Below are 20,597 nucleotides of genomic sequence, written 5' to 3'. Positions count from 1 at the left end.
GGCGCGAAACATCACTTCCCTAAACGGCGCGGGAATGGGCGCTTGCCCTTGCTATGTGTCGCGCTCTTGCCGGTATATGACGCGGAGCGGATAGCGTCTTCCGGGCAGGCCAACGATGTGGACTGCTGGCTGCGGCCGTTAGGAGGCGTGCTGCGGCCTGGCGTCAGGCGGCGAAGGCGATCTCTTCGGTGCGGGCGATGCTCCGCCGGATGGATTCCTTGTCCACCCCAAGGAGCGCGGTCAGCCACATACCGTTTTGCAGGACAACGATATCGGCGGCCCGCTCCTTGCATTTCGTGGCGGACAGCTCGGGCTTGGCGTTCCCTATCAGGGCGGCAAGCCCGTCCAAATACCGGTCGAACGCCGCCGCGTTGATCAGGGCGAAGTCTTCGTCCGCCCTCGCCAGCGCCCAAAGATGAAGGCGCAGGGACAGGTACCGCGTGGTCAGGAGTTCCGGGCCCGCAACCCGGCGGAGGGCATTCTGGAGCTGTTCGTCAGGGGGCAATGCCGGGTCCGGCGCAACCAGCGCAAGGTCGTGTTTATCCACGCTGTGCAGCAGCGCACGGATCAGGCTCGATTTGTCTTCGTAGTAGTAGTTCACCAGTCCGAGGGCGACACCTGCCTCGCGGGCCACCGCACGCATGTTCACTCCCGAGATCCCGCGGTGCGACAGCAGGTCCAGGGCTGCATCAAGAATGCGCTGCTGCCGGTCAACCTGCTCGCCCTGTTCACGGGAGTTCACGGTGCTTGTATCCACTTGGCCAGAATATGGGGAAACCTGTGACGGCGCATACCGACGACTGGTGATGGTGCTCTAGTGGGCCTGACGCGCACCTATTTCAACAATGAGCACTCCGGCGGAAATGAGCAGGATCCCGAAGGCCATTTGCGGCGTGAGTGGTTCCTTGAACAGGATGCGGCTGGCTACCGCCGTCAGCGCGACTCCGCAGGCCACCCAGATGCCGTACCCCACCCCCAGGGGCATCCCGCCGGCAAGGGCCAGGCCAAGAAAACCAAACGCGCTCACGTAGCCCAGGACGATGGGGACGAGCCACAGCTTCTTCTTCAGCCCCTCAGAAGCGCGAAGGGACATTGTTGCTGCAACTTCCAAAAGAATGGCCAGGCTTAGGAAAACCCAGGTCATGTCTCTTCATTTCCCTGTTTGGCACTGTGGGCGTTCTGCGCTCCGGCTTCAACAGTAATCACGCCGGCCAGGATGAGTGCGATGCCAAAGCCCATCAGCCATGTGAGCGGCTCGTCGAAAATGCTTGCCGACAGCAACGCGGTGGCGCAGACACCACCGGCGCCCCATGCGCCGTAGGCGACACTGATGGTCATGCCCAGTCGCAGGCAGACGGACAAAAGGGAAAAGGCGCTGACGTACCCCGCAATGACAAGGGCGTACCAGCCCGGGGCATCCAGGGCCGCCTTCAGTGCCAGGGTTGCCGAGACCTCCGTGATGATTGCTCCGCCGAGGCACAACCACTGCTTCACTCCGCACCGCCTTCGCCGATCAGGGAAAGGATGTGGGTGACAATTTCCGACCGGTCCGGTTCGCCGGGGGCGGCCACACCACTGGCCTGCGCAGCCCACAGTCCATCAGCTGCCAGGCGGGCAGTCATGAGCCGGGTGCGTTGGCCACGCGGTGTTCCCTCCGGAATTAGGAGCCAAGGGTCCAGATGGCGGGCCCAGGCTTCCTGGAGCTCGGTCCTGTACGCAGAGTGGAACCACAGCGCCCACTCCGCCCGCATCATCTGCCCGTCAGCTGCCGCCAGAACGTATGAGCGGTACCGCTCAATGACGCTGGCCTCCCGCGCGTCGAGGAGCTCAGTCATCCTTCGTCCCATGTGGCATGCTGCGTACTCAACCAGGGCGGTCATGAGCGCATCCCGGTTGGGAAAGTGGTACATCAGACCCGGCTTGGTAACCCCTGCCTCGGATGCCACCGCGTCCAGGGTGATAGCGGCACCTTGAGTGCCTGCGGCTATGCGTAATCCAGCCTCCAGTATCTGCGGGCGCTGGCTCTCTCTCACATTGAAACTTTACCATCCGGAAGGTAAAGCATGGGGCTGCGCTCCACGAGTTCGCGGGCGCACGAATGCGACGTGCCGCGACGTTTCTTGACGCACAACTACGGAATATTGAGCTTCCGCGTCGTCCCGTGAACCCTTGCTACAGGAACGATTGTGGGGCCGCTGGGCGCTCCGTACTCTCAACTCAGCATCAGACCCCAGCAAAGGAATTCCCCATGTCAGAACCCACAGACAAGAGCCCCCGGAACACGGAACCCTCCACGCGCATCGTCGCTGGCCAGGCAGCACCCAAGCGCCCCCTCGGCCTGAAAGTCGGCATCGCCGCAGCGGTCCTTGCCCTCGTGGGTGGTGGCGCCGCCGTCGCCTCCGCCGTCAACAGCAACAACGCCGGTACTGCTACCGCCGAACAGAGCGCCCCGGCCGGCAACCCCGCCGCTGAACTGAAGCTCGGGTATTTCGGCAACGTTACGCATGCGCCTGCGCTGGTGGGTGTCAGCCAGGGCCACATCGCAGACGAACTGGGTGACACCAAGCTGACTACCCAGGTCTTCAACGCCGGACCCGCCGCCATCGAGGCGCTGAACGCCGGCGCGATTGACGCCACCTACATCGGCCCGAATCCCGCCATCAACTCATTCGTGAAGAGTGGCGGTGAGTCGGTCAACATCATTGCCGGTGCTGCCGCCGGCGGCGCACAGCTGGTGGTGAAACCGGAGATCAACTCCGCAGCAGACCTCAAGGGCAAGACCCTCGCCTCTCCGCAGCTCGGCGGAACACAGGACGTCGCCCTCCGCGCCTGGCTCACCGCGCAGGGCTACAAGACCAACGTCGACGGCAGCGGCGACGTCGCCATCAACCCCACCGAGAACGCCCAGACCCTGAAGCTTTTCCAGGATGGAAAGCTCGACGGCGCGTGGCTGCCGGAGCCCTGGGCCTCACGCCTGGTGCTGACCGCCGGAGCCAAGGTCCTGGTGGATGAAAAGGACCTGTGGGACGGCTCGCTGTCCGGTAAGCCGGGCGAGTTCCCCACCACCATCCTGATCGTGAACCAGAAGTTCGCCGCCGAGCACCCGGACACCGTCAAGGCGCTGTTGAAGGGCCACGTGAAGTCGGTTGAGTGGCTGAACAAGGCTGCAGACGGCGAGAAAGCCAGCGTCATCAACGCCGCCCTCAAGGAGGCCGCCGGAGCCGAGCTCAAGGCGGACGTAATTGACCGGTCCCTGAAGAACATCGTATTCACCGTGGACCCACTGGCCGGAACCTACCAGAAGCTCCTGGCCGACGGCGTCACTGCCGGGACCACCAAGCAGGCCGACATAAACGGCATCTTCGACCTGCGGGCGCTCAATGAAGTGTCGGGCGAAAAGACCTCCGCTGCGGGATTGGGCAAAGAGTAACGCGGCCACCAACGCTCTCTCAGTTCCTGCAGCTTTTCCGCCAACGCTCTCTCAGTTCCTGCAGCTTTTCCGCCAACGCTCTCTCACTCTCCCTTGGGAAGTGACAGAGCGTTGGCGATTAACCCGCATCAGCTGAGAGAGCGTCGGCGTTAAACACCCATTAAGTGAGAGAGCGTCGAAGGGCACCAGACCGGTTACTCCTCCATATGCCCGTTCAGCTCCGCCCGCGTGGGCGGGTTGGCGCCGGGACGGGAGACCGTGACGGCTGCGGCCTTGGCCGCGTGCGCCAAGAGCTCGGCCAGGCCCTCGGCCGGAAGCTCCCGAAGGTCTTTGCGGTTCTGGGCGCCGTCCAGGCCTCGGTCCACCAGGCCGGAAAGCAGCGCAGCCATAAATGAGTCCCCCGCGCCCACCGTATCCGCCACCTCAACCCGGGGAGCTGCAACCCGGGCTTCGCCCGCCCGGGTGATTCCCCACGGCCCGTCTGCTCCGCGCGTGACCACCACCATGGCCGGCCCCTCGTTTCCGCCGAGGTCCAGCCACTTTCGCGCCGCATCCAGGACGTCCAGGTCAGGGTAGAGCCAGGCGAGGTCCTCATCCGACGCCTTCACCACGTCCGCGAGGCTCGCGAATTTCTCCGCATGGCGGCGTGCGTAGGCAACGTCGGTGATGATGCTGGGCCGGCAGTTGGGGTCGAAGCTGATGGTGGCCCGCGGGTGGGCGTATTCGACGGCGGCGAGCACGTCCGTGGCCCCGGGCGCCAGCATCGTGGCGATCGAGCCGGTGTGCAGCAGGGTGGTGCCCTGCAGCATAAAGGCCAGCCGGTCAGCGATCCCGGGAAGCTCCCAGGTGAGGTCGAACGTGTAGGTGGCGGCGCCGTCGTCGTCTATCAGGGCGGTGGCCACACTGGTGGGCAGCTCGTCCGGACCCAACGGCAGCATCACGGAGCTGGCACGCAGGTGGGCGGCGACGGAATCGCCGTAGGCATCACGGCCATACCTGCCAATGAACTGCACGGGGTGGTCGAGGCGGGCGAGGCCCACCGCTACGTTCAACGGGCTGCCGCCCACGTGGGCTTCAATTCCTGACGCGCGCTGGACAACGTCGACGAGGCCTTCGCCAATAACAGTGAGCATGGTCATACTCTGCCAGAGAAGTGGGACGGGCAGCAGATCGTTTCAGTGCAGCAGATCCGTTCAGCGCAGCAGCTCCTGAACCAGTTCCCGGCACTTGAGGTATACCGGCGCGGAGGGATCGATCAGCGCGTAGTGGTCCCCGGGCACGTAAATCAACCGGGCCGGCGCGGGCCCGGCCTGGCCCGCCTTCACATACGAGGTGGACATGCTGGGCGGCACGTCCTCGTCCCCGGTTGCGTGGACGGCGTACACGGGAACATCCAGCGGCAGGGCGGCCATTGGGTCTGCGTACCGGTGCCGCCCGGGGAATTCCGACGACGGCCCCTCCAACAGGTTGGCAACGGCACCGCTGCTGAGGTTGAGCCTTTCGGCCTCGGCAAGGTTCAGGACGCCGGACTGGCTTACCACTCCAGTGAGGCGGACGCCGTCAGCATTGGCGCCGACCTCGCGGTGCTCACCCTCGAGACCCAGCCCTCCCAGCCGGTCCCGCCCGGCCGCCCACACGGCGAGGTGCCCGCCCGCGGAATGCCCCAGTGCCACCACCTTGGCAAGGTCCAGAGCATGGGTCTCCGCGATCTCCCCCAGCTTGTCGATTACTGCCAGGACATCGGAGAACGTGTGGGGCCAGCCGCCCCCGTTCCCCGCCCGGCGGTACTCAACGTTCCAGGCCGCCATCCCGTGCGCAGCCAGGTCCTGGGCCAGCGGCTCCCCCAGCTCTGCCCCGTACTTCGACCGCCAGTAGCCCCCGTGGACCACCACAGCCACGCCTCGGTGAGTACCGGCGTCGGCCAGGTCAGGGAGGAACAGCTCACCCCACTGGCTGGAGTCATCGCCGTAGTAATACCTATGCCGCTGCACCATGAGCCGAGCCTACCGCCGGAGGCACCTGGCCGTTGCCGTCCGGGCGGGGCGCTGCCATTCTGGGTGGATCCACCCCTGCAGTACCTGAAAGGACACGAGATGCCGCTCTATCTGTCAAAGTTCAGCTACACGCCGGAGACCTGGGGGCGGCTGATCAACAACCCGGAAGACCGGCGGAAGGCGGCCCAGACCTACATCGAATCGGTGGGCGGAAAGCTTCACGGATTCTGGTACGCCTTCGGCAGCCACGATGGCTACAACCTCTGGGAAGCCCCGGACAACGTTTCCATGGCAGCGGTGGCATTGGCCATCAGCGGGGGCGGCGCCCTGAGCTCGTTCGAAACCACAGTGCTGATGAGCGTCGAGGAAACCATGGAGGCCCTGCAAAAAGCCGGAGAAATCAAGTACCGGCCGCCGGGCAGCTGACGGCAGGGTCAGCATCACCATTGAGCACCCGACGGCGGCGGATCACCTTAGCGCCGGATGTTCCGCCGCTGCGCGCCGCTGCCTGCCGGCTGAACTGAACCACCGGGCCCAGAGACCTGCAGCGGCGCCGGGCAGCCACCGGCACAAGGCCCAGTAGCCAACTCCCACCACCAGGGAACCCACTACGGCCAGGACCGGGTTGATGGGCAAGAGCACCGGATAGACCAGCCAGTGCGTGAGGTAGATGTACAACGACGCCGCGGCAAGCCACCCCGTGGCCTTGCGCAGGACGGCGGGCACGGGCAGCGCCGGCACCCAGACCAGCAGAAGGATGCCCGCGGCCACGGTGACCTCGCGAACGGTGCTGTTGAAGAAGCCGGGCAGGGTCAGCAGGGTAATGGCGGAGACGGTCAGGCGGTGCAGGTGGGTGCGGGCCCGGGCGAGCGCCCAGCCCAGCGCGAAGATCCAGAACACCGGCGGAGGTTTGGGCAGGCCGGGGTCAATGATGTCGTAACGGCTCAGCAGGGCGATGGCCACCAGTCCCAGCGCGAAGGCAAACGGGGCCCGCCTCTCCCAACGGTCAACCCACGGCACGGCCATGAGCGCTGCCATGGCCAGCAGGATGTACACCAGCAGTTCCACGAACCAGAAGTGCCACTGCGTGGTCACCTCCTGCGGCCCCACCATGGCATTGAGCAGGAAGATATTGGCAACCGTGTAGCGGTCCGTGAGCAGGTAGGCCAGTGCGATGAACGCCACCGACGGCACCACGATCCGGGCCGCGCCGCGGAGCTGCCGGCGCAGCCTGGGACGGCGTGCTTCTGCCAGCTGGAACCGGGCGAAGTTGTATCCCGCCACTGCGAAAAGCAGGTGGGCGGTCTGGAACATGAACAGTTCCACATGTGTGGCCACGATGCACACAATGGCGGCGGCGCGGACCACGATCGATGTCTCGAGGAAGGAGACGAACCGACGCCGCTTCGGCTGCCGGCGGCGCTCCAGTTCCTGCACGGGGATGAGGTGCCAGTCCGGCGGCAGCTGCCCCAGGACCTGCTCAAGCCGCACCGAGACCGCCACGTAGGACAGGGAGTCCCCGTCCAAAGAGACGAAGGTGTCATCGTCGGCAACGGAGGAACATTCCAGGGCATCGATGAAGATGCGCCTGATGTCCGTGTCCGCGGCCGGGCCGGCAGGAGCGGGGTCCCCGGCAGCACCGGCGGGCGCGGCTGGCGCGGCAGCGGACGCAGCGGGCTCCGCCGCAGCAAGCAGGAGTACTGCGGGGTAGTCCACCTTGCCGGTAGCCAGGCGCGGAAGGGCTTCCACCGGGTGGATTGCGACGGCGGCGCGGGGCAGACCTATGGTGCCGGCAAGGGTTTTGGCGAGCATTCCGCCGTCGTGGTCGCCTTCGGCGGCGACCACGAGGCCCTCGTCGGAGCCTGCCGCGGCGGCGGTGATCCCCATGTCGGCGAAGATTTTCTCCACCTGCCCGAGGTCAACGCGCAGGCCCACGATCTTGACGAACCGGCTGCGCCGGCCCACCACCTGGTACAGCCCGTTCGGGTGCCGCCGGGCGAGGTCGCCGGTGCGCAGTTCGTGGACTTCCCGGCCGAGTGCCAGGTCCGCCGGCTGCTCGGCGTACCCGAGCATGACGTTGGGGCCGTTGTAGACCAGTTCCCCGTCCGCCAGGTCCTCCACCGGTTCGATGCGGAAGGCGCCTCCCGGCACCGGGACGCCGATGCTTTCCGGATGGTCCGCGGCGAGATCCGGCGGCAGGTAGGCCATCCTGGCCGTCGCCTCGGTTGCCCCGTACATAACGAAGAGGTCCCAGCCGCGGCGCTGCCCGGTTTCCGCCCACGAGCGCACCTTCTCCGGCGCCAGCCGGCCGCCGGCCTGGGTGACGTAGCGCAGGTGGGGCAGGTCCTTTTCCGCAAAGCCCACCCGTTCCAGGAGGTCGAATGTGTAGGGGACGGCTGCGAAGGAGGTGGCCCGGCGTTCCCGGAAGAGGTCCCAGAAGCAGGGGTCCACCACCGAAAGGTCCGTGAGCACCAGCCCGGCTCCGCGGACCAGGTGGCTGTTGATGACTGAGAGGCCGTAGCAGTAATGGAGCGGCAGTGTGGTGGCGGCCCGGTCTTCGGGTCCGATGTGCAGGTACTCCGCTATCGCCTCGGCGTTAGCCTTGAGGTTGGCGTGCGAGAGCCGCACCAGTTTCGGGGAGCCGGTGGAACCCGAAGTGCTCAGCAGCAGCGCCAGCTCGGGATGCAGGTGGTGGCGGGTCCCGCGGCGGCGCTCCTCCAGCAGCGGTACCCCGCCGCCGTCACCGGGCCGAAGGAACACGTCCGGATCGTAGGCGTCCAGCAGGGATGCCAGGGCGTCGGGCTTGTCCGCCGGAGCTAACAGCAGTGGATGCCCCGCCGAGAGCGCCGCCAGATAGCCCACCAGGGAGTCCAGGTCATTGCGTGCGGCCAGAACCACCAGCCGGCGCTCGGTGCCCAGCCGTGCGGCAAGGTGGTCCACCAGGGAAGCAAGCTCCCGGTAGGAAAGGACGCCATTGGGGGTATGGACCGCGGGGCGGTCTCCGTGGCGGGCGAGGTCCGTGAACGCGACGCGGGCGAGCCCGGGCTGCGCTGTCAAAGCGCCACCAGGGTGGGAAGGGTAAGCATGGGGAGTGCCTAACTGAGCTGAAGTGGTACTGAAGGGCGCGGCTCCAGGGAGCTGCCCGGGGGTGGTGAGGTGATGGCGCGGTCACCGAGCAGCAGGGTGGGGGTGGTTCCTGCCGCCACCGTCACGGCTACCGGGGTGCCGATGGGGTGGCGCACGGTGTGCGGTTGCCAGGAGCGCACCGTCCGTCCCGAGGCGAGCGTGACGTAGTGGAGCACGAACGCGCCGTGGTACTCGATGGCGGATACCCGCGCGGGAGAGTCTGCATCCGGCTGCAGGGCCACCTCGTGGGGCCGCAGCACCACATCGACGTCCGCTTCGCTGTTGGCCCAGCCCGGGACGGTGGAAACCACGCCGATCTCGCAGGTCAGCAGGGCGCGGTGCACATGGGCGGGGAGGAAGTCGGCGTCGCCCATGAAGGAGGCAACGAACCGGGTGGCGGGCTGTTCGAACACCTTCTCGGGGGTGTCCGCCTGTTCAATCACGCCGCGGCGCATGACCACCACGCGGGTGCCCACGGACAGCGCCTCCGTCTGGTCGTGGGTGACCAGCACCCCGGTGGTCCCGGCCTCCTTGAGCGTAGCCACGGTGTCGCGGCGGACCTGCGCGCGCAGGGATTCGTCCAGGCTGGAGAAGGGTTCGTCCAGGAGCACGACGGCGGGGCGGGGCGCCAGGGCGCGGGCCAGGGCCACGCGCTGCTGCTCGCCGCCGGAGAGTTCGTGCGGATACCTGCCGGCGTAGTGGCTGAGCCGTACGAGGTCGAGCACTTCCCCGGTCCGCGCCCGGCGCTCAGCGCGGGTCAGGCGGTTTAGGCCGAACTCGACGTTCTGCGCCACGGTCATGTGCGGGAACAGCGCGTAGTCCTGGAAGACCAGCCCCACCCGGCGCTTTTCGGGTTCCACGAAGCGGCGGTTGTCCGCCACCACATCCCCGGCGACCCGGATGATGCCCTGGTCCGGGCGTTCCAGGCCTGCGGCGAGGCGCAACGTTGTGGACTTCCCGCAGCCCGAGGGGCCGATCAGGGTCACCAGTTCGCCGGCCGGGATGGCGAAGTCCAGGCTGTCAGCGCCCAGGGTTGAGCCGTAGTGCTTGCTCACGCCTTCAAACACCAGCGCTGCCTCAGCCCCGCCGGTCCCGCCGGGACGGTGTCCGTGTGCCCTTATGCTCATGCCGGGGCCCTTCCAGAGGTTTCAACACTTCGGGCCTGCCGGACCAGAACCAGGACGGGCAGGATGGCCGCTGCCACGATCACCAGCGCGGGCAGCGAGGCCTTCTCCCAGAAGTTTTCGCGCGCCAGCTCGTAGACCCACACTGACGCCGTCGTAAACCCGAACGGCCGCAGCAGCAGCACGATGGGCAGCTCCTTGACGGCGTCGATGGCCACCAGCATCAGGGCCACCGCGATTCCGGACCTGGCCAGGGGTACGTGCACCCGTGCGAGGATCCGGCGGGGTGCCGCGCCCAGGCTTAGGGCGGAAAAGGTGAGGGTCATGGGAATCTTCGCGAAGCTGGAGTCCACTGCCTGGTAGGCAGGCGCCAGGAACCGGATGACGTAGGCGTACAGGATGCCAAGCACGGATCCGGTGATGAGCAGTCCGGTGCCGCCGGGAACGCCTGCCGTTTCCAGTGCATCGTCCAGGGCAGCAAACGAGATCAGCACGCCGATGCCCACGACGGCGCCGGGCACGGCATATCCGAACGTGGTCAGCTGCGCCGCCCAGGAGACAAACCTGCCCCCACTCAGCCGCACTCCGTGTCCCACGGCCACGGCGATGAGCACGCAGACGGCAGCGGTAACTGCCGCCACCAGGACCGTATTGATGATGTACTCGCCAAAGCGGGGATCCGCGAGGAAGCCCGGATTCCTGGCAGCTCCCCCGGCAGCCCACGCCAGCAGCTGGAACACCGGAATCAGGAAGCCCGTGCTGACGGCCGCGGCACAAAGAGCGGCAGCTCCCCAGCCGCGGCCGCCGTCGAGCCTCCGGGACTGCAGGCCCTGCCCCCGGCCGCCCTGCCGGTGGTACCGTGCCCTGCCGCGGAGGGCCCGCTCTCCCGCCAGCACGGCGACGGCGAACAGCAGCACCAGCACGGCCAGCTGGGTGGCCGCGTGGAAGTTGAAGGTGCCCTTCCAGACCAGGTAGACGCCCACGGAAACGGTCTGGACGTTGAAGTACTGCACCGTGGCGAAGTCGGTCAGGGTTTCCATCATCACCAGGGACATGCCCGCGGCCAGTGACGGCCGGGCCAGTGGCAGCAGGACGCGGCGCAGCGCCCGGGCACGTCCTGCGCCCAGGGTCCGGGCGGCGTCGTAGGTTCCGGCCGTATGCTCAATCAGCGCGGTGCGGGCCAGGAGGTACACGTACGGGTAGAGGGACAGCGACATCACCAGGATCGCTCCCGGCAGCGAACGCACTTCGGGCACCCACACGTCTGCACCGAACGCCGTGCGGAGGGCTGTCTGCACCGGCCCGGACACGTCGAACACGGAGAGGAAGACGAAGCCCAGGATGTAGGCAGGCACGGCCAGGGGAAGAACCAGCAGCCAAACGAAGAGGTTGCGCAGGGGGAAACGGTAGGCGGTCACCAGCCAGGCCAGGCCGCCGCCCACAAGGAGCGAGCCCGCACCCACGCCGAGCATCAGCAGCAAGGTGGTCAGCACCATCCCGGGAAGATCCCGCGGCGGCGCGGTGCTGCCCAGGCTGCCTAGGCCGTCAAGGACCACCGCGAGAACGGGCGTAACAACAACCGCAGCCACCACTGCGACGAGTGCTGCCCAGGCCGGACGGCCGGCACCGGCCGTCCGGCGGGGACGGCGCTTCGGCGTCCCCGCTTCAGCGAGGACAGCCGTTTCGGTCACTTGTATCCGGCCTCGGCGAGCAGGTCGACAGCCTCGGCGTTGAGGTCGCCGTAGGCTTCGGCGTTCAACGGCATCCGCTTGAACTCCCCGAAGCCCGCAATGACCGGCTCCGGCTTGGCGGACGGGTTGACCGGGAACTCGTGGTTGGCGTCAACGAAGGCGTTCTGGCCCTTCGTGGCAAGCCATTCGACGAGCTGCTGCGCCTTTTCTGGGTTGTCGGAGCCCTCCACCACGCCGGCCCCGGAGATGTTGACGTGCGTTCCGGCGCCTTGCTGGCTGGCCCAGTAGAGGTCCACCTTGAAGTCCGGCTTTTCCTCCAGCGTGCGGGCGAGGTAATAGTGATTGTTGATTCCCACCTGGCAGGTTCCTGCGTCGATGGCTTCCAGCAGCAGGACGTCGTTGCTCATGATCTGTACGTCGTTGGCCACCCAGCCCTTGGCGATTTCCAGTGCTTTCTCCCGGCCGTGGAGGCCGATCAGGCTCGCTACCAGGGACTGGGTGTAGGAAGAGGTGGCGTCGCGCATGCACAGCCGGCCCTTCCACTTAGGGTCAGCCAGGCCCGCATAGGTGTCAGCCGCATCAAATTCTGCTGGGTCAACCTTGTCCGGGTTGTAGGTGACGGTCCGTGCGCGCATGGCCAGGCCGTACCAGCGGCCCTCCGCGTCGCGCAGGTCCTCCGGTACTGCTTCCTTCAGGACTGGGGAGTCGACGGCGGCAAGTTCGTCCTGGCGGGCGGCGTTCCACAGATTGCCGGCGTCCACGGTCATAAAGACATCGGCAGGGGTGTCCTCCCCCTCCGCCTTGAGCCGCTCAAGGAGCTCGGCGTCGTCCCCGCTGATGAACTCCACCGTGATGCCGGTCTCGTCCGTGAACTGGCCGAAGGCACCCTCCAGGTCATAGTGGCGTGCCGAGTAAATCTGCAGGTCGGCCGGCTTCCCGCCGACAATCCCGCAGCCGGTCAGGGCGGCGGTAACGGCTGCAAGGCCTGCGGTGGCAGCAATCAAGCGTCGGATTGGCACGTCTGGAGCTCTTCTCACAAGGGCGGCAGTGACCGCAAGCTGAATTTGGCAAGGTAAGGCTATCTTAATTCGGCGTGGCGGCTTGAACTGTGAACCCAAGGTGACACCCGCTGTAGGCTCGGGAGCTAACGGAGGCCAAAGGGGATCACGATGACAAGCACCACCCAGCCCGGACCGGTACCAGCCACAAAGCCTGGATCTCCCTTGGCACCGCCGCATCTTTCGCAGCTTGTGGCCAGCGCACCGGGGCGGCCAACCCAGGCGTCCTTTTCTCCGTTCGACGGCGGGGCCATCGGCGAAGTGCCCGTCTGCACTCCCGGCGACGTCGAGGCCGCCGTTGCCGGCGCCCGGGCAGCCCAGCGCAAGTGGGCCGCCGTTCCCCTCAGGGAGCGCCGCGCCGTCGTCGGGCGCTTCCGCAGGCTGCTCCTCGAGCGCGAAGCGGACATCCTCGACCTCGTGCAGCAGGAGAGCGGCAAGTCGCGGCTCAACGCGTTCGAGGAACTGGCTGATGCCGCCCTCACCGCGGCCTATTACGAGCGCAACGCCGAACGGTACCTGCGCCCCGCCCGCCGCACCGGGGCCGCTCCGGGCCTGACACGGACAATGGAGTACCGGATCCCCAAGGGCGTGGTGGGCGTTATCAGCCCGTGGAATTATCCCCTCACCCTCGCCATTTCGGACGCGGTTCCCGCCCTGCTGGCCGGCAACGGGGTTGTGCTCAAACCCGATTCGCAGACCCCGTTTACGGCGCTGCTTGCCCTGGAACTGCTGCAGGAGGCCGGGCTTCCGCAGGATCTCTTCCGGGTTGTCACCGGGCCGGGACCGGTTCTGGGGTCCGCGATGATTGGCTCCGTCGATTTCCTCATGTTCACTGGTTCCTTTGAAACCGGGAAGACTGTGGCCAGGCAGTGCGCCGAGCGGCTCATCGGTTTTTCCGCTGAACTGGGCGGTAAGAATGCCATGCTGGTCCTCGCCGACGCGGACCTGAAGAAGGCAGCCCGGGGTGCGGCGCAGGGCTGCTTCTCCAATTCCGGCCAGCTGTGCATCAGCATGGAGCGGATCTACGTGCACCGTGCCGTTTTCGAGGAATTCCTGGCTGTCCTCACCCGGCAGGTGGAAGGGATCCGCCTGGGCGCGGGCACCGGCTGGGACATCGACATGGGCTCGCTCACGGGTCAAAAGCAGCTGGAAAGGGTGACCGCCCACGTCCAGGACGCGCTCGCCAAGGGAGCCAGGATCGTGACCGGCGGCCGCGCCCGGCCGGATCTGGGCCCCTTCTTCCACGAACCCACCATCCTCACGGACGTCACGGAGGGCATGCTGGCGGCCCGGGAGGAAACGTTCGGGCCCGTGGTCAGCATCTACCAGGTAGAGCACGACGACGAAGCGGTCGCCCTTGCCAATGACTCCCGCTACGGACTCAACGCCAGCGTCTGGTCCGCCCGGCACGGTGAATCAGTGGCGCGCCGGGTGATGGCCGGGACGGTGAACGTGAACGACGGCTACTCCGCTGCGTGGGCCTCGCACGATGCGGCGATGGGCGGGATGAAGGACTCCGGCGCCGGGCGCCGGCACGGCAGGGAAGGCATCCTGAAGTACACCGAGGCCCAAACAGTGGCCGTGCAGCGGCTGTTCCCGGTTGGCGCTCCTCCAGGGGTGTCCAACGAGCGGTACACGCGGCTGGTGAAGGGTGCGCTCAGGTTGATGGGCCGGTAGCCCGCGCCTGGAAGACACCGGCCGCCGGGCGCCCGGCCGGAGTTGCGGGGCGCCCGGCTGGAGAGCACGACGGCGGGGCCTGGGGGGGGTTTTCAGGCCCGCAGCAGCCGCTCCACGTCAGCGGCCTCCGGATACGCGGCCTGCGTCCCCTTGCGGGTGGTGGCCAGGGCGGCAGCCACCGACGCGAAAGCAGCAGCCTCGGCAAGCCCATCGCCGGCGGCAAGCCGCACTGCAACGGCACCGGTGAAGGCGTCGCCGGCGCCGGTAGTGTCAACAGCACGGACCGTGGTGGGAGCAATCCTGGCCACCCTGCGGTCCTCCGGCGCCAGCGAATCCAGCACCACCGACCCCTGCGCACCGAGCGTAACCAGGACCTGCTGGATGCCGTGTTCGGCAAACCGCAGCCGCACCGTGTCCCAGTCGGCATCCGCCGCGTCAGGGCCCGGCGCAGCGGCACCGTCGCCCAGGAACAGCGCGGCTTCGTGGGCGTTGACCAGCAGGACATCGGTGAGTGCCGTCAGTTCCTCCGGCACCCCGCCGTACGGCGAGAGGTTAAGCAGAACTGTGGCGCCGGCGTCGTGCCCTGCCCGGGCGGCGGCCAGCACAGTGTCCATGCTGACTTCAAGGCACAGGCACACCACGGCTGCCTCCGCCATGGCATCAGAGGCCTCCGCCACGTCCGCCGGCGACAATGTGCCGTTGGCACCGGCCGAGATGATGATGTTGTTCTCGCCACTGGCGTCCACGGCGATAACAGCAACACCGGTAGGTTCCGGGGAAGTCCGCACATGGCCGACGTCGACCCCCGCGCCCGCGGCGGAGGACAGCAGCATGTTGCCGTTCGCATCCTCCCCCACGGCTCCGACGAGGCTCACTTTCCCGCCCAGGCGGCTTGCTGCGACGGCCTGGTTGGCGCTCTTGCCGCCTGGGTTCACGGCGAACCCGTTGCCGTGCACGGTCTCGCCGGGAAGCGGGAGGCGTTCGCAGTAGATGGTCAAGTCCGCGTTCAGGGAGCCGACGACGGCGATTCGGCCCGCGCGCCCAGCTGCGGCGTTCACTCGGCCACCTCAGCCTCAACCGGCTTGGGGATCAGCAGCGAGGCGGCGAACGCGGCCACGGTAAGGGCGAGGCCGACCACCACAACGGTCAGGTAGGACGCCTTGGCATCCCCGAGCGAAGCGGTGGCCACGAGCACGGCGGGCAGGATGAGGAAGCTGAGGCCCGCGCCGAGGTTGAAGGCGCCGGCGTTCATGCCGGGCAGGAAGCCGGGGTTGCCCGCGGGCGAGAGGACAACGCCGAGTCCGTTGAGCATGATGTTGACCGTACCGGCGTACATGATGCCCAGCAAGACGGTGCCGGCAATCATCAGCGGCAGGCTGTTCAGGCCGAGGAACGCGATGACGGCAAGCGCGGCGATGCTGCCCAGGAGGCCGATGCGGAGCACCCTGGTGTAACCCAGCACGGGGGCGAGTTTGCCGCTAAGCGGCCCCACCACCCAGCCCAGCAGGGCATATGGCGTGAGGATAATGAGCGACATTTCCGTGGGTCCGATCCCGAAACCCGGGCTGGCCGCCTGCACGTATGCGGGGACGATGCCGTTGATGACGGCGAAGATACCGGTCATGGTCAGCGTGGTGGTCAGCAGGGGCGCCCAGGTGGAGCGCTGGCGCAGGTGCACCGTTTCCACCATGGGCTGGCTGGTCCGTTTTTCCGTCCGCCAGAACAGGTAGAACGCGACCGCGGACACCAGTACCAGCGAGAGGCTCAGCATCAGGGTGCCCGATGAGAACCCGCCCACCAGCTTGGCTCCCTCGTTGAGGGCGGTGAGCAAAGCACCGACGGCCACCACAATGAAGAACACGCCAAGCCAGTCCATCCGGGTGCCTGCGGCCGGCTTGCTTTCGCCCGCCAGGAAGGTGATCAGGGCGGTGGCTACCAGCGCCAGAACCACCATGAGCCAGAAGATGCTGCGGAAGCCGTAGTGCTCGGCGAAGTACCCGCCCACAAAGGAGTCGACGCCCGCCACGCCGCCGTTGACGGCCGTGATGAGGCCCATCAGGATGCCGTACTTCCGCGGGTTGCTGACCGCGGAGCGCAGCATGATCAAACAGAGCGGCACGGTGGGGCCGCTGACGCCCTGGATGATGCGGCCCACGAAGAGCCAGGTGACGTCAGGGGCGAGGGCCGCGATGACCGAGCCGGCGGCCATCAGCAGCATCATGCCCACGAGCACCTTCTTCCGTCCCACGATGTCGCTCAGACGGGGCAGGAACAGGGAGAACAGGGCGGCTGCGGTGAAGAACCAGGTTTGGGAAAGGCCGATAACAGCCTGGTCCGTGTTGAGCTCCTCGCCCATGGTCACCAGGGCGGGGCTGAGCATCGAAGCATTGAGCTGGAAGGCCACGCAGGCTGCCAGCAGGGCTGTCATCAGGGCGGTGACGTTGCCCCGGCTGGTGTTGGTTTCGGAGACGGTGGCAGTCATTTACTTGATCCCTCCCACTGTGGCGTGGGCACGTTCCTGGTGTTCGACGCCTGCCGTGCTGCCTCCGGCAGCCGGCTCACCGATGTTAACCAGTGCGTCCGTGACGAGGTTCCAGAACCTCTCGTGGTCCAGCTCCACCGCGACGCTCGTGTTGCAGTCCGCCGGTGCGGGGGCGCGGAAGTCGGCCACCGTCATGCCCAGGGTCAGGGTGCCTTGCAGTTCGATGTTTACCGGCACCTTGCGGGTGCTGACGATGGTGGGATCGATGACGTAGGCAACGGCGCACGGATCGTGCACCGGCGGGGCGTCGAAGCCCTGCGCGTCCTTGTAGGTGTGCGCAAAAAAGTCCATCAGTTCGGTGACAAACCGGGCGGGCTTGGTGCCGATGGCGGCGATCCTTTCCACCACATCCGGGGTGGCGAGCGCCTGGTGCGTGAGGTCCAGGCCCACCATGACCACCGGCCACTTCTCGTTAAACACGATGTGGGCGGCCTCGGGGTCGATGATGATGTTGAATTCGGCCACGGCGCTCCAGTTGCCCACGTGGTAGCCGCCGCCCATGAGGACCACTTCCTTTACGCGTTCCACGATGCGCGGTTCCTTGCGGGCAGCCATGGCAATGTTGGTCAGGCCGGCAGTAGGGACCAAAGTGACGGTGCCGGGTTCGTGGGCCATGACGGTGTCGATGATGAGGTCCACCGCGTGGCGCGGGTCCAGCTCAATGGCCGACGGCGGCAGTTCCGGGCCGTCCATGCCGCTGTCCCCGTGGATGTCCGGGGCGGTTTCGATGCTGCGGACCAGGGGACGTCCGCAGCCGGCGGCAAAGGGAACACCGGTGATTCCGGCGATGGTGCCCACGGCCAGCGCGTTGCGGGTGACCTTCTCCAGCGTCTGGTTTCCCACCACAGTGGTAACGGCCAGCAGGTCGATGTCAGGGTTGCCGTGAGCGAGCAGCAACGCCACGGCGTCATCATGCCCGGGGTCGCAGTCGAGAATGATTTTCTTGCGTCCCGGGGATTCCTGGTTCAGGGACTGGGCAGTGGGTTCCACGATGATCTCCACGTCATTGGGGCCCGCGCAGGGCGGGGAGCGAAAGCGTTCAGGAGAGATCATGGCACCGTAAGCAGCGTCACGTCAAACGCTTGACGTAGCTGCAGGTCAAGCGCTTGATGCCAAGAGCCCTCACGGTTCCTTTGATTTCGACGAAACCAGCTTTAACGTTGCGCGGCGCCGTCGCTCCCGGAGTCCGCTTCTTCGGCCGGGCCGTGATGCCCGCTCTTGTGGCGCGCCTCCTGCAGGTGGTGTTCCAGCTTCTCTTCCGCGTCCCGCCGGCGCTGTCCGATGGTCCTCATCTGCTGCGTACTGGGTGCCGCATGCGCATGCTGGTGGGGGCCGAGGTCGCGCGCAGCGCCTCCGCTTGTATCGCTCATACCTGCATCGTCCCACTCGGGCGGCGCTTCAGGAAGAGGGCCGCCGTCCGCCTTCACGGCGCCCATTTCGTAAAACAGGAAGTGCACACAAAATGCACTATGATGCACTAATGGATAAAAGCACATCTGCCCTTGCGGCGGTTATCGGCGGCCGCGTGCGGCAGGAACGGCAGTCACGGGGCTTGACCCTCGACCACCTCGCCGCGGCGGCGGGCGTGAGCCGCCGCATGGTGGTCAACGTTGAGCAGGGTGCCGCCAATCCGAGCGTGGGAACGCTGCTTCGCATCAGTGATGCGCTGGGCATCGGCCTGCCCGCTTTGGTGGATTCTCCGCGTCCCAGGCCCGTGACGGTCACCCGGAGTGGAGACGGCGCGGCCCTGTGGAGTTCGGCCTCGGGTGGCCGGGGTGTGCTGGTGGCCGGGACTGAATCACCGGACGTCGTGGAGCTCTGGGACTGGACCTTTGCGGCTGGGGACCGGCATGGGAGTGAGGCGCACGCGGCAGGCACCAAGGAGCTGCTCCAGGTCCACGAAGGGTCCGTCACGGTAGTGGTGGCCGACGAAAATTTTCTCCTCCAGGCAGGTGACGCCGTCTCCTTCCCGGGAGATGTTGACCATTCCTACGCCAACCCCGGCAGCAAACCCGCACGGTTTTCGCTGGCAGTCTTCGAACCGGGCGTCGGATCGGGACACCGCCAGGAGGAAAACCCCGCAGCCGCACTATCGGGCGAAGGAAACTGAAGATGCCTCAGCGAAGTGTTCCGGTCCCGCCATGGGGGTTGGCCGTCACGGCCATCCTGTCGGTCCAGCTGGGCTCGGCCCTGTCCGTGAATATGATCGAAGCCGTGGGTCCGGCCGGAACTGCCTGGCTGCGCCTCAGCATGGGCGCCCTCATCCTCCTGGCCATCGGCCGCCCGCCGCTGCGTTCCATCCGCCGTCCCGATGTCCTGCCGCTGCTGGGACTCGGGATCACCACGGGCGTGATGACGGTTGGGTTCCTCGCCGCAGTCGAACACATACCGCTCGGCACCGCCGTCGCCATTGAGTTCCTCGGCCCGCTGACGGTGGCCGCCATCCGCAGCCACAACCGGACAGCCCTTGCCTGGCCTGCCCTGGCACTGGCCGGCGTCGTCCTGCTCACCCAGCCCTGGCAGGGCGATTTCAACCCGACGGGGGTGGCATGGGCCGCGCTGGCGGCCTTCGGGTGGGGCTTCTATATCCTGCTCACGCAACGGATCGGCGACCGGTTCACAGGCATCGGCGCGCTCACGCTCACGGTGCCCGTTGCCGCGGTGGCGGCCGCCGTCGTCGGAATTCCGCAGGCCGCTGGCCACCTCACTACCGACATCCTGGTGGCCGCCGCCGGGCTGGCCATCCTGCTGCCGGTATTGCCGTTCGCGCTGGAGATGCTTGCCCTGCGCAGGATGACGCCCACCGCGTTCGGAACACTGATGGCCCTCGAGCCCGCGGTCGGCATCGTCCTTGGGCTGCTCATCCTGCACCAGCAGCCCTCGGCAATCCAGTTTGCCGGCATCCTGCTGGTGGTCCTGGCCGGAGCGGCAGCACAGCGCGGTGGCCGGCGCCGGCCAGGCAAAAAGCAGCCAGCCAGCCCCGCCGATCTCGACTTCGTGGGCTAGCAAATGTTCACCGGCCTGAGCGCTTTTCCCCTCACCCCGCTGGCCAATGACGCGGTGGACGAAACTGCATTTCGTCCGCTTGGTGGAACGCCTCAGCGGGGCGGGCGTCGATTCCATCACCGCCCTCGGGTCCACCGGGTCCTACGCATACCTGGGTGGCCAGGAGCGGAGCCGCGTTGCCCGCCTGGCGGTTGAGCATGCCGGCTCCACCCCCGTGATTATCGGTATCGGAGCGCTCCGGACGTCGCAGGTACTTGCCAATGCGGACAGCGCGCAGCGGGCTGGCGTCTCGGGTCTGCTGCTCGCGCCGATGACCTATCAGCCCCTCACGGACGACGACGTGTTCGAGCTGTTCCGGGCGGTGACGGCGCAGTCGTCGCTGCCCGTCGTCGTCTATGACAATCCGGCCACCACGCACTTTACGTTCACCACCGAGCTTTACGGGCGCATTGCCGAACTTCCCCGCATCGCCTCCATCAAGATTCCCGGCGTACCGGCAGGCCAGGAGCAGGCGCGGGAACGGGTCCAGGAGATCCGCGGGGTTGTCCCGGCCCACGTGACCATCGGGGTATCCGGTGATCCCCGGGCTGCTGCGGGCCTGGCTGCCGGGTGCGATGCCTGGTACTCCGTCATTGGTGGCACGTTGCCCGCTCTCGCTCTGGGAATCACGCGCGCTGCCCGTGAAGGCCGGTTCGCTGACGCCTTTGCGGACTCTGAACGGCTGGCTCCGCTGTGGGAGCTGTACGCCGAGTTTGGCGGCAGCATTCGGGTGGTCGCCGCGATCGCGGAGAACTTGGGGCTGGTAAGCAGGTCCTGCCTGCCGCTGCCCATCCAAGGGCTTACAGAGGAACAGCGCAACCGAGTGGCAGGGGTCGTGGGAGCACTCGCTTCCAGCAACTAGCGCTGCTTCCCGGGCAGAGCATGCCACCGGCGGCTACTACGATCAAAG

The 20,597-nt window shown here is 66.9% G+C and carries 19 protein-coding genes and 1 pseudogene; 6 read left to right on the top strand and 14 right to left on the bottom strand.

The window, feature by feature from the left end:
* Window positions 1-163 precede the first annotated feature (163 nt).
* From AC5RTE_RS05160 to AC5RTE_RS05145, 4 genes are read right to left on the bottom strand one after another with little or no spacing between them, the layout of a single operon-like run.
* Window positions 164-757, bottom strand: coding sequence for a TetR/AcrR family transcriptional regulator (locus tag AC5RTE_RS05160; RefSeq protein WP_494040333.1), 594 nt, complete (start codon window positions 755-757; stop codon window positions 164-166).
* Window positions 758-814: 57 nt separating this feature from the next.
* Window positions 815-1,144 (bottom strand): DMT family transporter, encoded by a 330-nt coding sequence (locus tag AC5RTE_RS05155; RefSeq protein WP_494040332.1) that lies wholly within the window; start codon window positions 1,142-1,144, stop codon window positions 815-817.
* Entirely contained in the window at window positions 1,141-1,494 is a 354-nt protein-coding gene (locus AC5RTE_RS05150) for a DMT family transporter (protein ID WP_494040331.1), read from the bottom strand. The genes AC5RTE_RS05155 and AC5RTE_RS05150 overlap by 4 nt, the downstream gene beginning before the upstream one ends.
* A complete protein-coding gene (locus AC5RTE_RS05145) occupies window positions 1,491-2,033 on the bottom strand; it encodes a TetR/AcrR family transcriptional regulator (RefSeq protein WP_494040330.1) in 543 nt (180 codons plus the stop codon). Before AC5RTE_RS05145 ends, AC5RTE_RS05150 begins: the two co-directional genes overlap by 4 nt.
* 215 nt (window positions 2,034-2,248) lie before the next feature.
* Between AC5RTE_RS05145 and AC5RTE_RS05140 the strand changes: the two genes are divergently transcribed.
* Window positions 2,249-3,430, top strand: a complete 1,182-nt coding sequence (locus AC5RTE_RS05140; protein WP_494040329.1) for an ABC transporter substrate-binding protein — start codon at window positions 2,249-2,251, stop codon at window positions 3,428-3,430.
* Between the two features lie 194 nt (window positions 3,431-3,624).
* Here the strand turns inward: AC5RTE_RS05140 and AC5RTE_RS05135 are convergent, their stop codons facing one another.
* Both AC5RTE_RS05135 and AC5RTE_RS05130 read right to left on the bottom strand, forming a co-directional pair.
* Window positions 3,625-4,563, bottom strand: coding sequence for a carbohydrate kinase family protein (locus AC5RTE_RS05135; protein ID WP_494040328.1), 939 nt, complete (start codon window positions 4,561-4,563; stop codon window positions 3,625-3,627).
* 60 nt (window positions 4,564-4,623) lie between these two features.
* Window positions 4,624-5,424: an alpha/beta hydrolase family protein gene (locus tag AC5RTE_RS05130; RefSeq protein WP_494040327.1), complete on the bottom strand. Its 801-nt coding sequence runs from the start codon at window positions 5,422-5,424 to the stop codon at window positions 4,624-4,626.
* Window positions 5,425-5,523: 99 nt separating this feature from the next.
* Between AC5RTE_RS05130 and AC5RTE_RS05125 the strand changes: the two genes are divergently transcribed.
* Window positions 5,524-5,850: a GYD domain-containing protein gene (locus AC5RTE_RS05125; RefSeq protein ID WP_494040326.1), complete on the top strand. Its 327-nt coding sequence runs from the start codon at window positions 5,524-5,526 to the stop codon at window positions 5,848-5,850.
* A gap of 42 nt (window positions 5,851-5,892) precedes the next feature.
* Here AC5RTE_RS05125 and AC5RTE_RS05120 read toward each other — a convergent pair whose 3' ends face one another.
* The 4 genes from AC5RTE_RS05120 to AC5RTE_RS05105 are packed head-to-tail and all read right to left on the bottom strand — an operon-like array spanning window position 5,893 to window position 12,384.
* On the bottom strand, window positions 5,893-8,481 hold the full coding sequence (locus tag AC5RTE_RS05120) for an AMP-binding protein (protein WP_494040325.1): 2,589 nt from the start codon (window positions 8,479-8,481) through the stop codon (window positions 5,893-5,895).
* Window positions 8,482-8,519: 38 nt separating this feature from the next.
* Entirely contained in the window at window positions 8,520-9,677 is a 1,158-nt protein-coding gene (locus AC5RTE_RS05115; RefSeq protein ID WP_494040324.1) for an ABC transporter ATP-binding protein, read from the bottom strand.
* Window positions 9,674-11,365 carry an ABC transporter permease gene (locus tag AC5RTE_RS05110; protein WP_494040323.1) on the bottom strand — a complete coding sequence of 564 codons (1,692 nt, stop codon included), beginning with the start codon at window positions 11,363-11,365 and terminating at the stop codon, window positions 9,674-9,676. Before AC5RTE_RS05110 ends, AC5RTE_RS05115 begins: the two co-directional genes overlap by 4 nt.
* On the bottom strand, window positions 11,362-12,384 hold the full coding sequence (locus AC5RTE_RS05105) for an extracellular solute-binding protein (protein WP_494040322.1): 1,023 nt from the start codon (window positions 12,382-12,384) through the stop codon (window positions 11,362-11,364). The genes AC5RTE_RS05110 and AC5RTE_RS05105 overlap by 4 nt, the downstream gene beginning before the upstream one ends.
* Window positions 12,385-12,534: 150 nt before the next feature.
* On the opposite strand from AC5RTE_RS05105, the gene AC5RTE_RS05100 reads away from it, so the two are divergent.
* The gene (locus AC5RTE_RS05100; protein ID WP_494040321.1) at window positions 12,535-14,100 is read left to right on the top strand and encodes a succinic semialdehyde dehydrogenase; all 1,566 of its coding nucleotides are present in this window, start codon (window positions 12,535-12,537) and stop codon (window positions 14,098-14,100) included.
* 92 nt (window positions 14,101-14,192) lie between these two features.
* On the opposite strand, the gene AC5RTE_RS05095 is transcribed toward AC5RTE_RS05100, so the two are convergent.
* The 4 genes from AC5RTE_RS05095 to AC5RTE_RS05080 all read right to left on the bottom strand — a co-directional run bounded on the left by AC5RTE_RS05095 (window position 14,193) and on the right by AC5RTE_RS05080 (window position 18,012).
* Window positions 14,193-15,158: a ribokinase gene (locus tag AC5RTE_RS05095; RefSeq protein WP_494040320.1), complete on the bottom strand. Its 966-nt coding sequence runs from the start codon at window positions 15,156-15,158 to the stop codon at window positions 14,193-14,195.
* Window positions 15,155-16,582 (bottom strand): uridine transporter UriT, encoded by a 1,428-nt coding sequence (gene uriT, locus AC5RTE_RS05090; RefSeq protein WP_494040319.1) that lies wholly within the window; start codon window positions 16,580-16,582, stop codon window positions 15,155-15,157. Before uriT ends, AC5RTE_RS05095 begins: the two co-directional genes overlap by 4 nt.
* Window positions 16,583-17,695: a uridine-preferring nucleoside hydrolase UriH gene (gene uriH / locus AC5RTE_RS05085; RefSeq protein ID WP_494040318.1), complete on the bottom strand. Its 1,113-nt coding sequence runs from the start codon at window positions 17,693-17,695 to the stop codon at window positions 16,583-16,585.
* A gap of 101 nt (window positions 17,696-17,796) precedes the next feature.
* A complete protein-coding gene (locus AC5RTE_RS05080; RefSeq protein ID WP_494040317.1) occupies window positions 17,797-18,012 on the bottom strand; it encodes a hypothetical protein in 216 nt (71 codons plus the stop codon).
* A 110-nt stretch (window positions 18,013-18,122) separates the two neighbouring features.
* On the opposite strand from AC5RTE_RS05080, the gene AC5RTE_RS05075 reads away from it, so the two are divergent.
* From AC5RTE_RS05075 to AC5RTE_RS05065, 3 genes and pseudogenes are all read left to right on the top strand, one after another.
* Window positions 18,123-18,752, top strand: a complete 630-nt coding sequence (locus AC5RTE_RS05075; RefSeq protein WP_494040316.1) for a helix-turn-helix domain-containing protein — start codon at window positions 18,123-18,125, stop codon at window positions 18,750-18,752.
* 2 nt (window positions 18,753-18,754) lie between these two features.
* Complete coding sequence (locus AC5RTE_RS05070) at window positions 18,755-19,648, top strand: EamA family transporter (RefSeq protein WP_494040315.1); 894 nt, start codon at window positions 18,755-18,757, stop codon at window positions 19,646-19,648.
* Between the two features lie 3 nt (window positions 19,649-19,651).
* A pseudogene (locus AC5RTE_RS05065) lies at window positions 19,652-20,549 on the top strand (dihydrodipicolinate synthase family protein).
* Window positions 20,550-20,597: the final 48 nt, after the last annotated feature.

This window comes from Arthrobacter sp. K41 (assembly GCF_059089645.1).
The sequence above is the reverse complement of the archived record's forward strand: the minus strand, read 5'-3'. Positions and strand labels throughout refer to the sequence as shown.

Excerpts from the sequence above, each read along its gene's own strand:
- AC5RTE_RS05155 (WP_494040332.1), bottom strand. The coding sequence starts at position 1,144 with ATGACCTGGGTTTTCCTAAGCCTGGCCATTCTTTTGGAAGTTGCAGCA.
- AC5RTE_RS05140 (WP_494040329.1), top strand. The coding sequence starts at position 2,249 with ATGTCAGAACCCACAGACAAGAGCCCCCGGAACACGGAACCCTCCACG.
- AC5RTE_RS05135 (WP_494040328.1), bottom strand. The coding sequence starts at position 4,563 with ATGCTCACTGTTATTGGCGAAGGCCTCGTCGACGTTGTCCAGCGCGCG.
- AC5RTE_RS05130 (WP_494040327.1), bottom strand. The coding sequence starts at position 5,424 with ATGGTGCAGCGGCATAGGTATTACTACGGCGATGACTCCAGCCAGTGG.
- AC5RTE_RS05125 (WP_494040326.1), top strand. The coding sequence starts at position 5,524 with ATGCCGCTCTATCTGTCAAAGTTCAGCTACACGCCGGAGACCTGGGGG.
- AC5RTE_RS05115 (WP_494040324.1), bottom strand. The coding sequence starts at position 9,677 with ATGAGCATAAGGGCACACGGACACCGTCCCGGCGGGACCGGCGGGGCT.
- AC5RTE_RS05100 (WP_494040321.1), top strand. The coding sequence starts at position 12,535 with ATGACAAGCACCACCCAGCCCGGACCGGTACCAGCCACAAAGCCTGGA.
- uriT (WP_494040319.1), bottom strand. The coding sequence starts at position 16,582 with ATGACTGCCACCGTCTCCGAAACCAACACCAGCCGGGGCAACGTCACC.
- uriH (WP_494040318.1), bottom strand. The coding sequence starts at position 17,695 with ATGATCTCTCCTGAACGCTTTCGCTCCCCGCCCTGCGCGGGCCCCAAT.
- AC5RTE_RS05080 (WP_494040317.1), bottom strand. The coding sequence starts at position 18,012 with ATGAGCGATACAAGCGGAGGCGCTGCGCGCGACCTCGGCCCCCACCAG.
- AC5RTE_RS05075 (WP_494040316.1), top strand. The coding sequence starts at position 18,123 with ATGGATAAAAGCACATCTGCCCTTGCGGCGGTTATCGGCGGCCGCGTG.
- AC5RTE_RS05070 (WP_494040315.1), top strand. The coding sequence starts at position 18,755 with ATGCCTCAGCGAAGTGTTCCGGTCCCGCCATGGGGGTTGGCCGTCACG.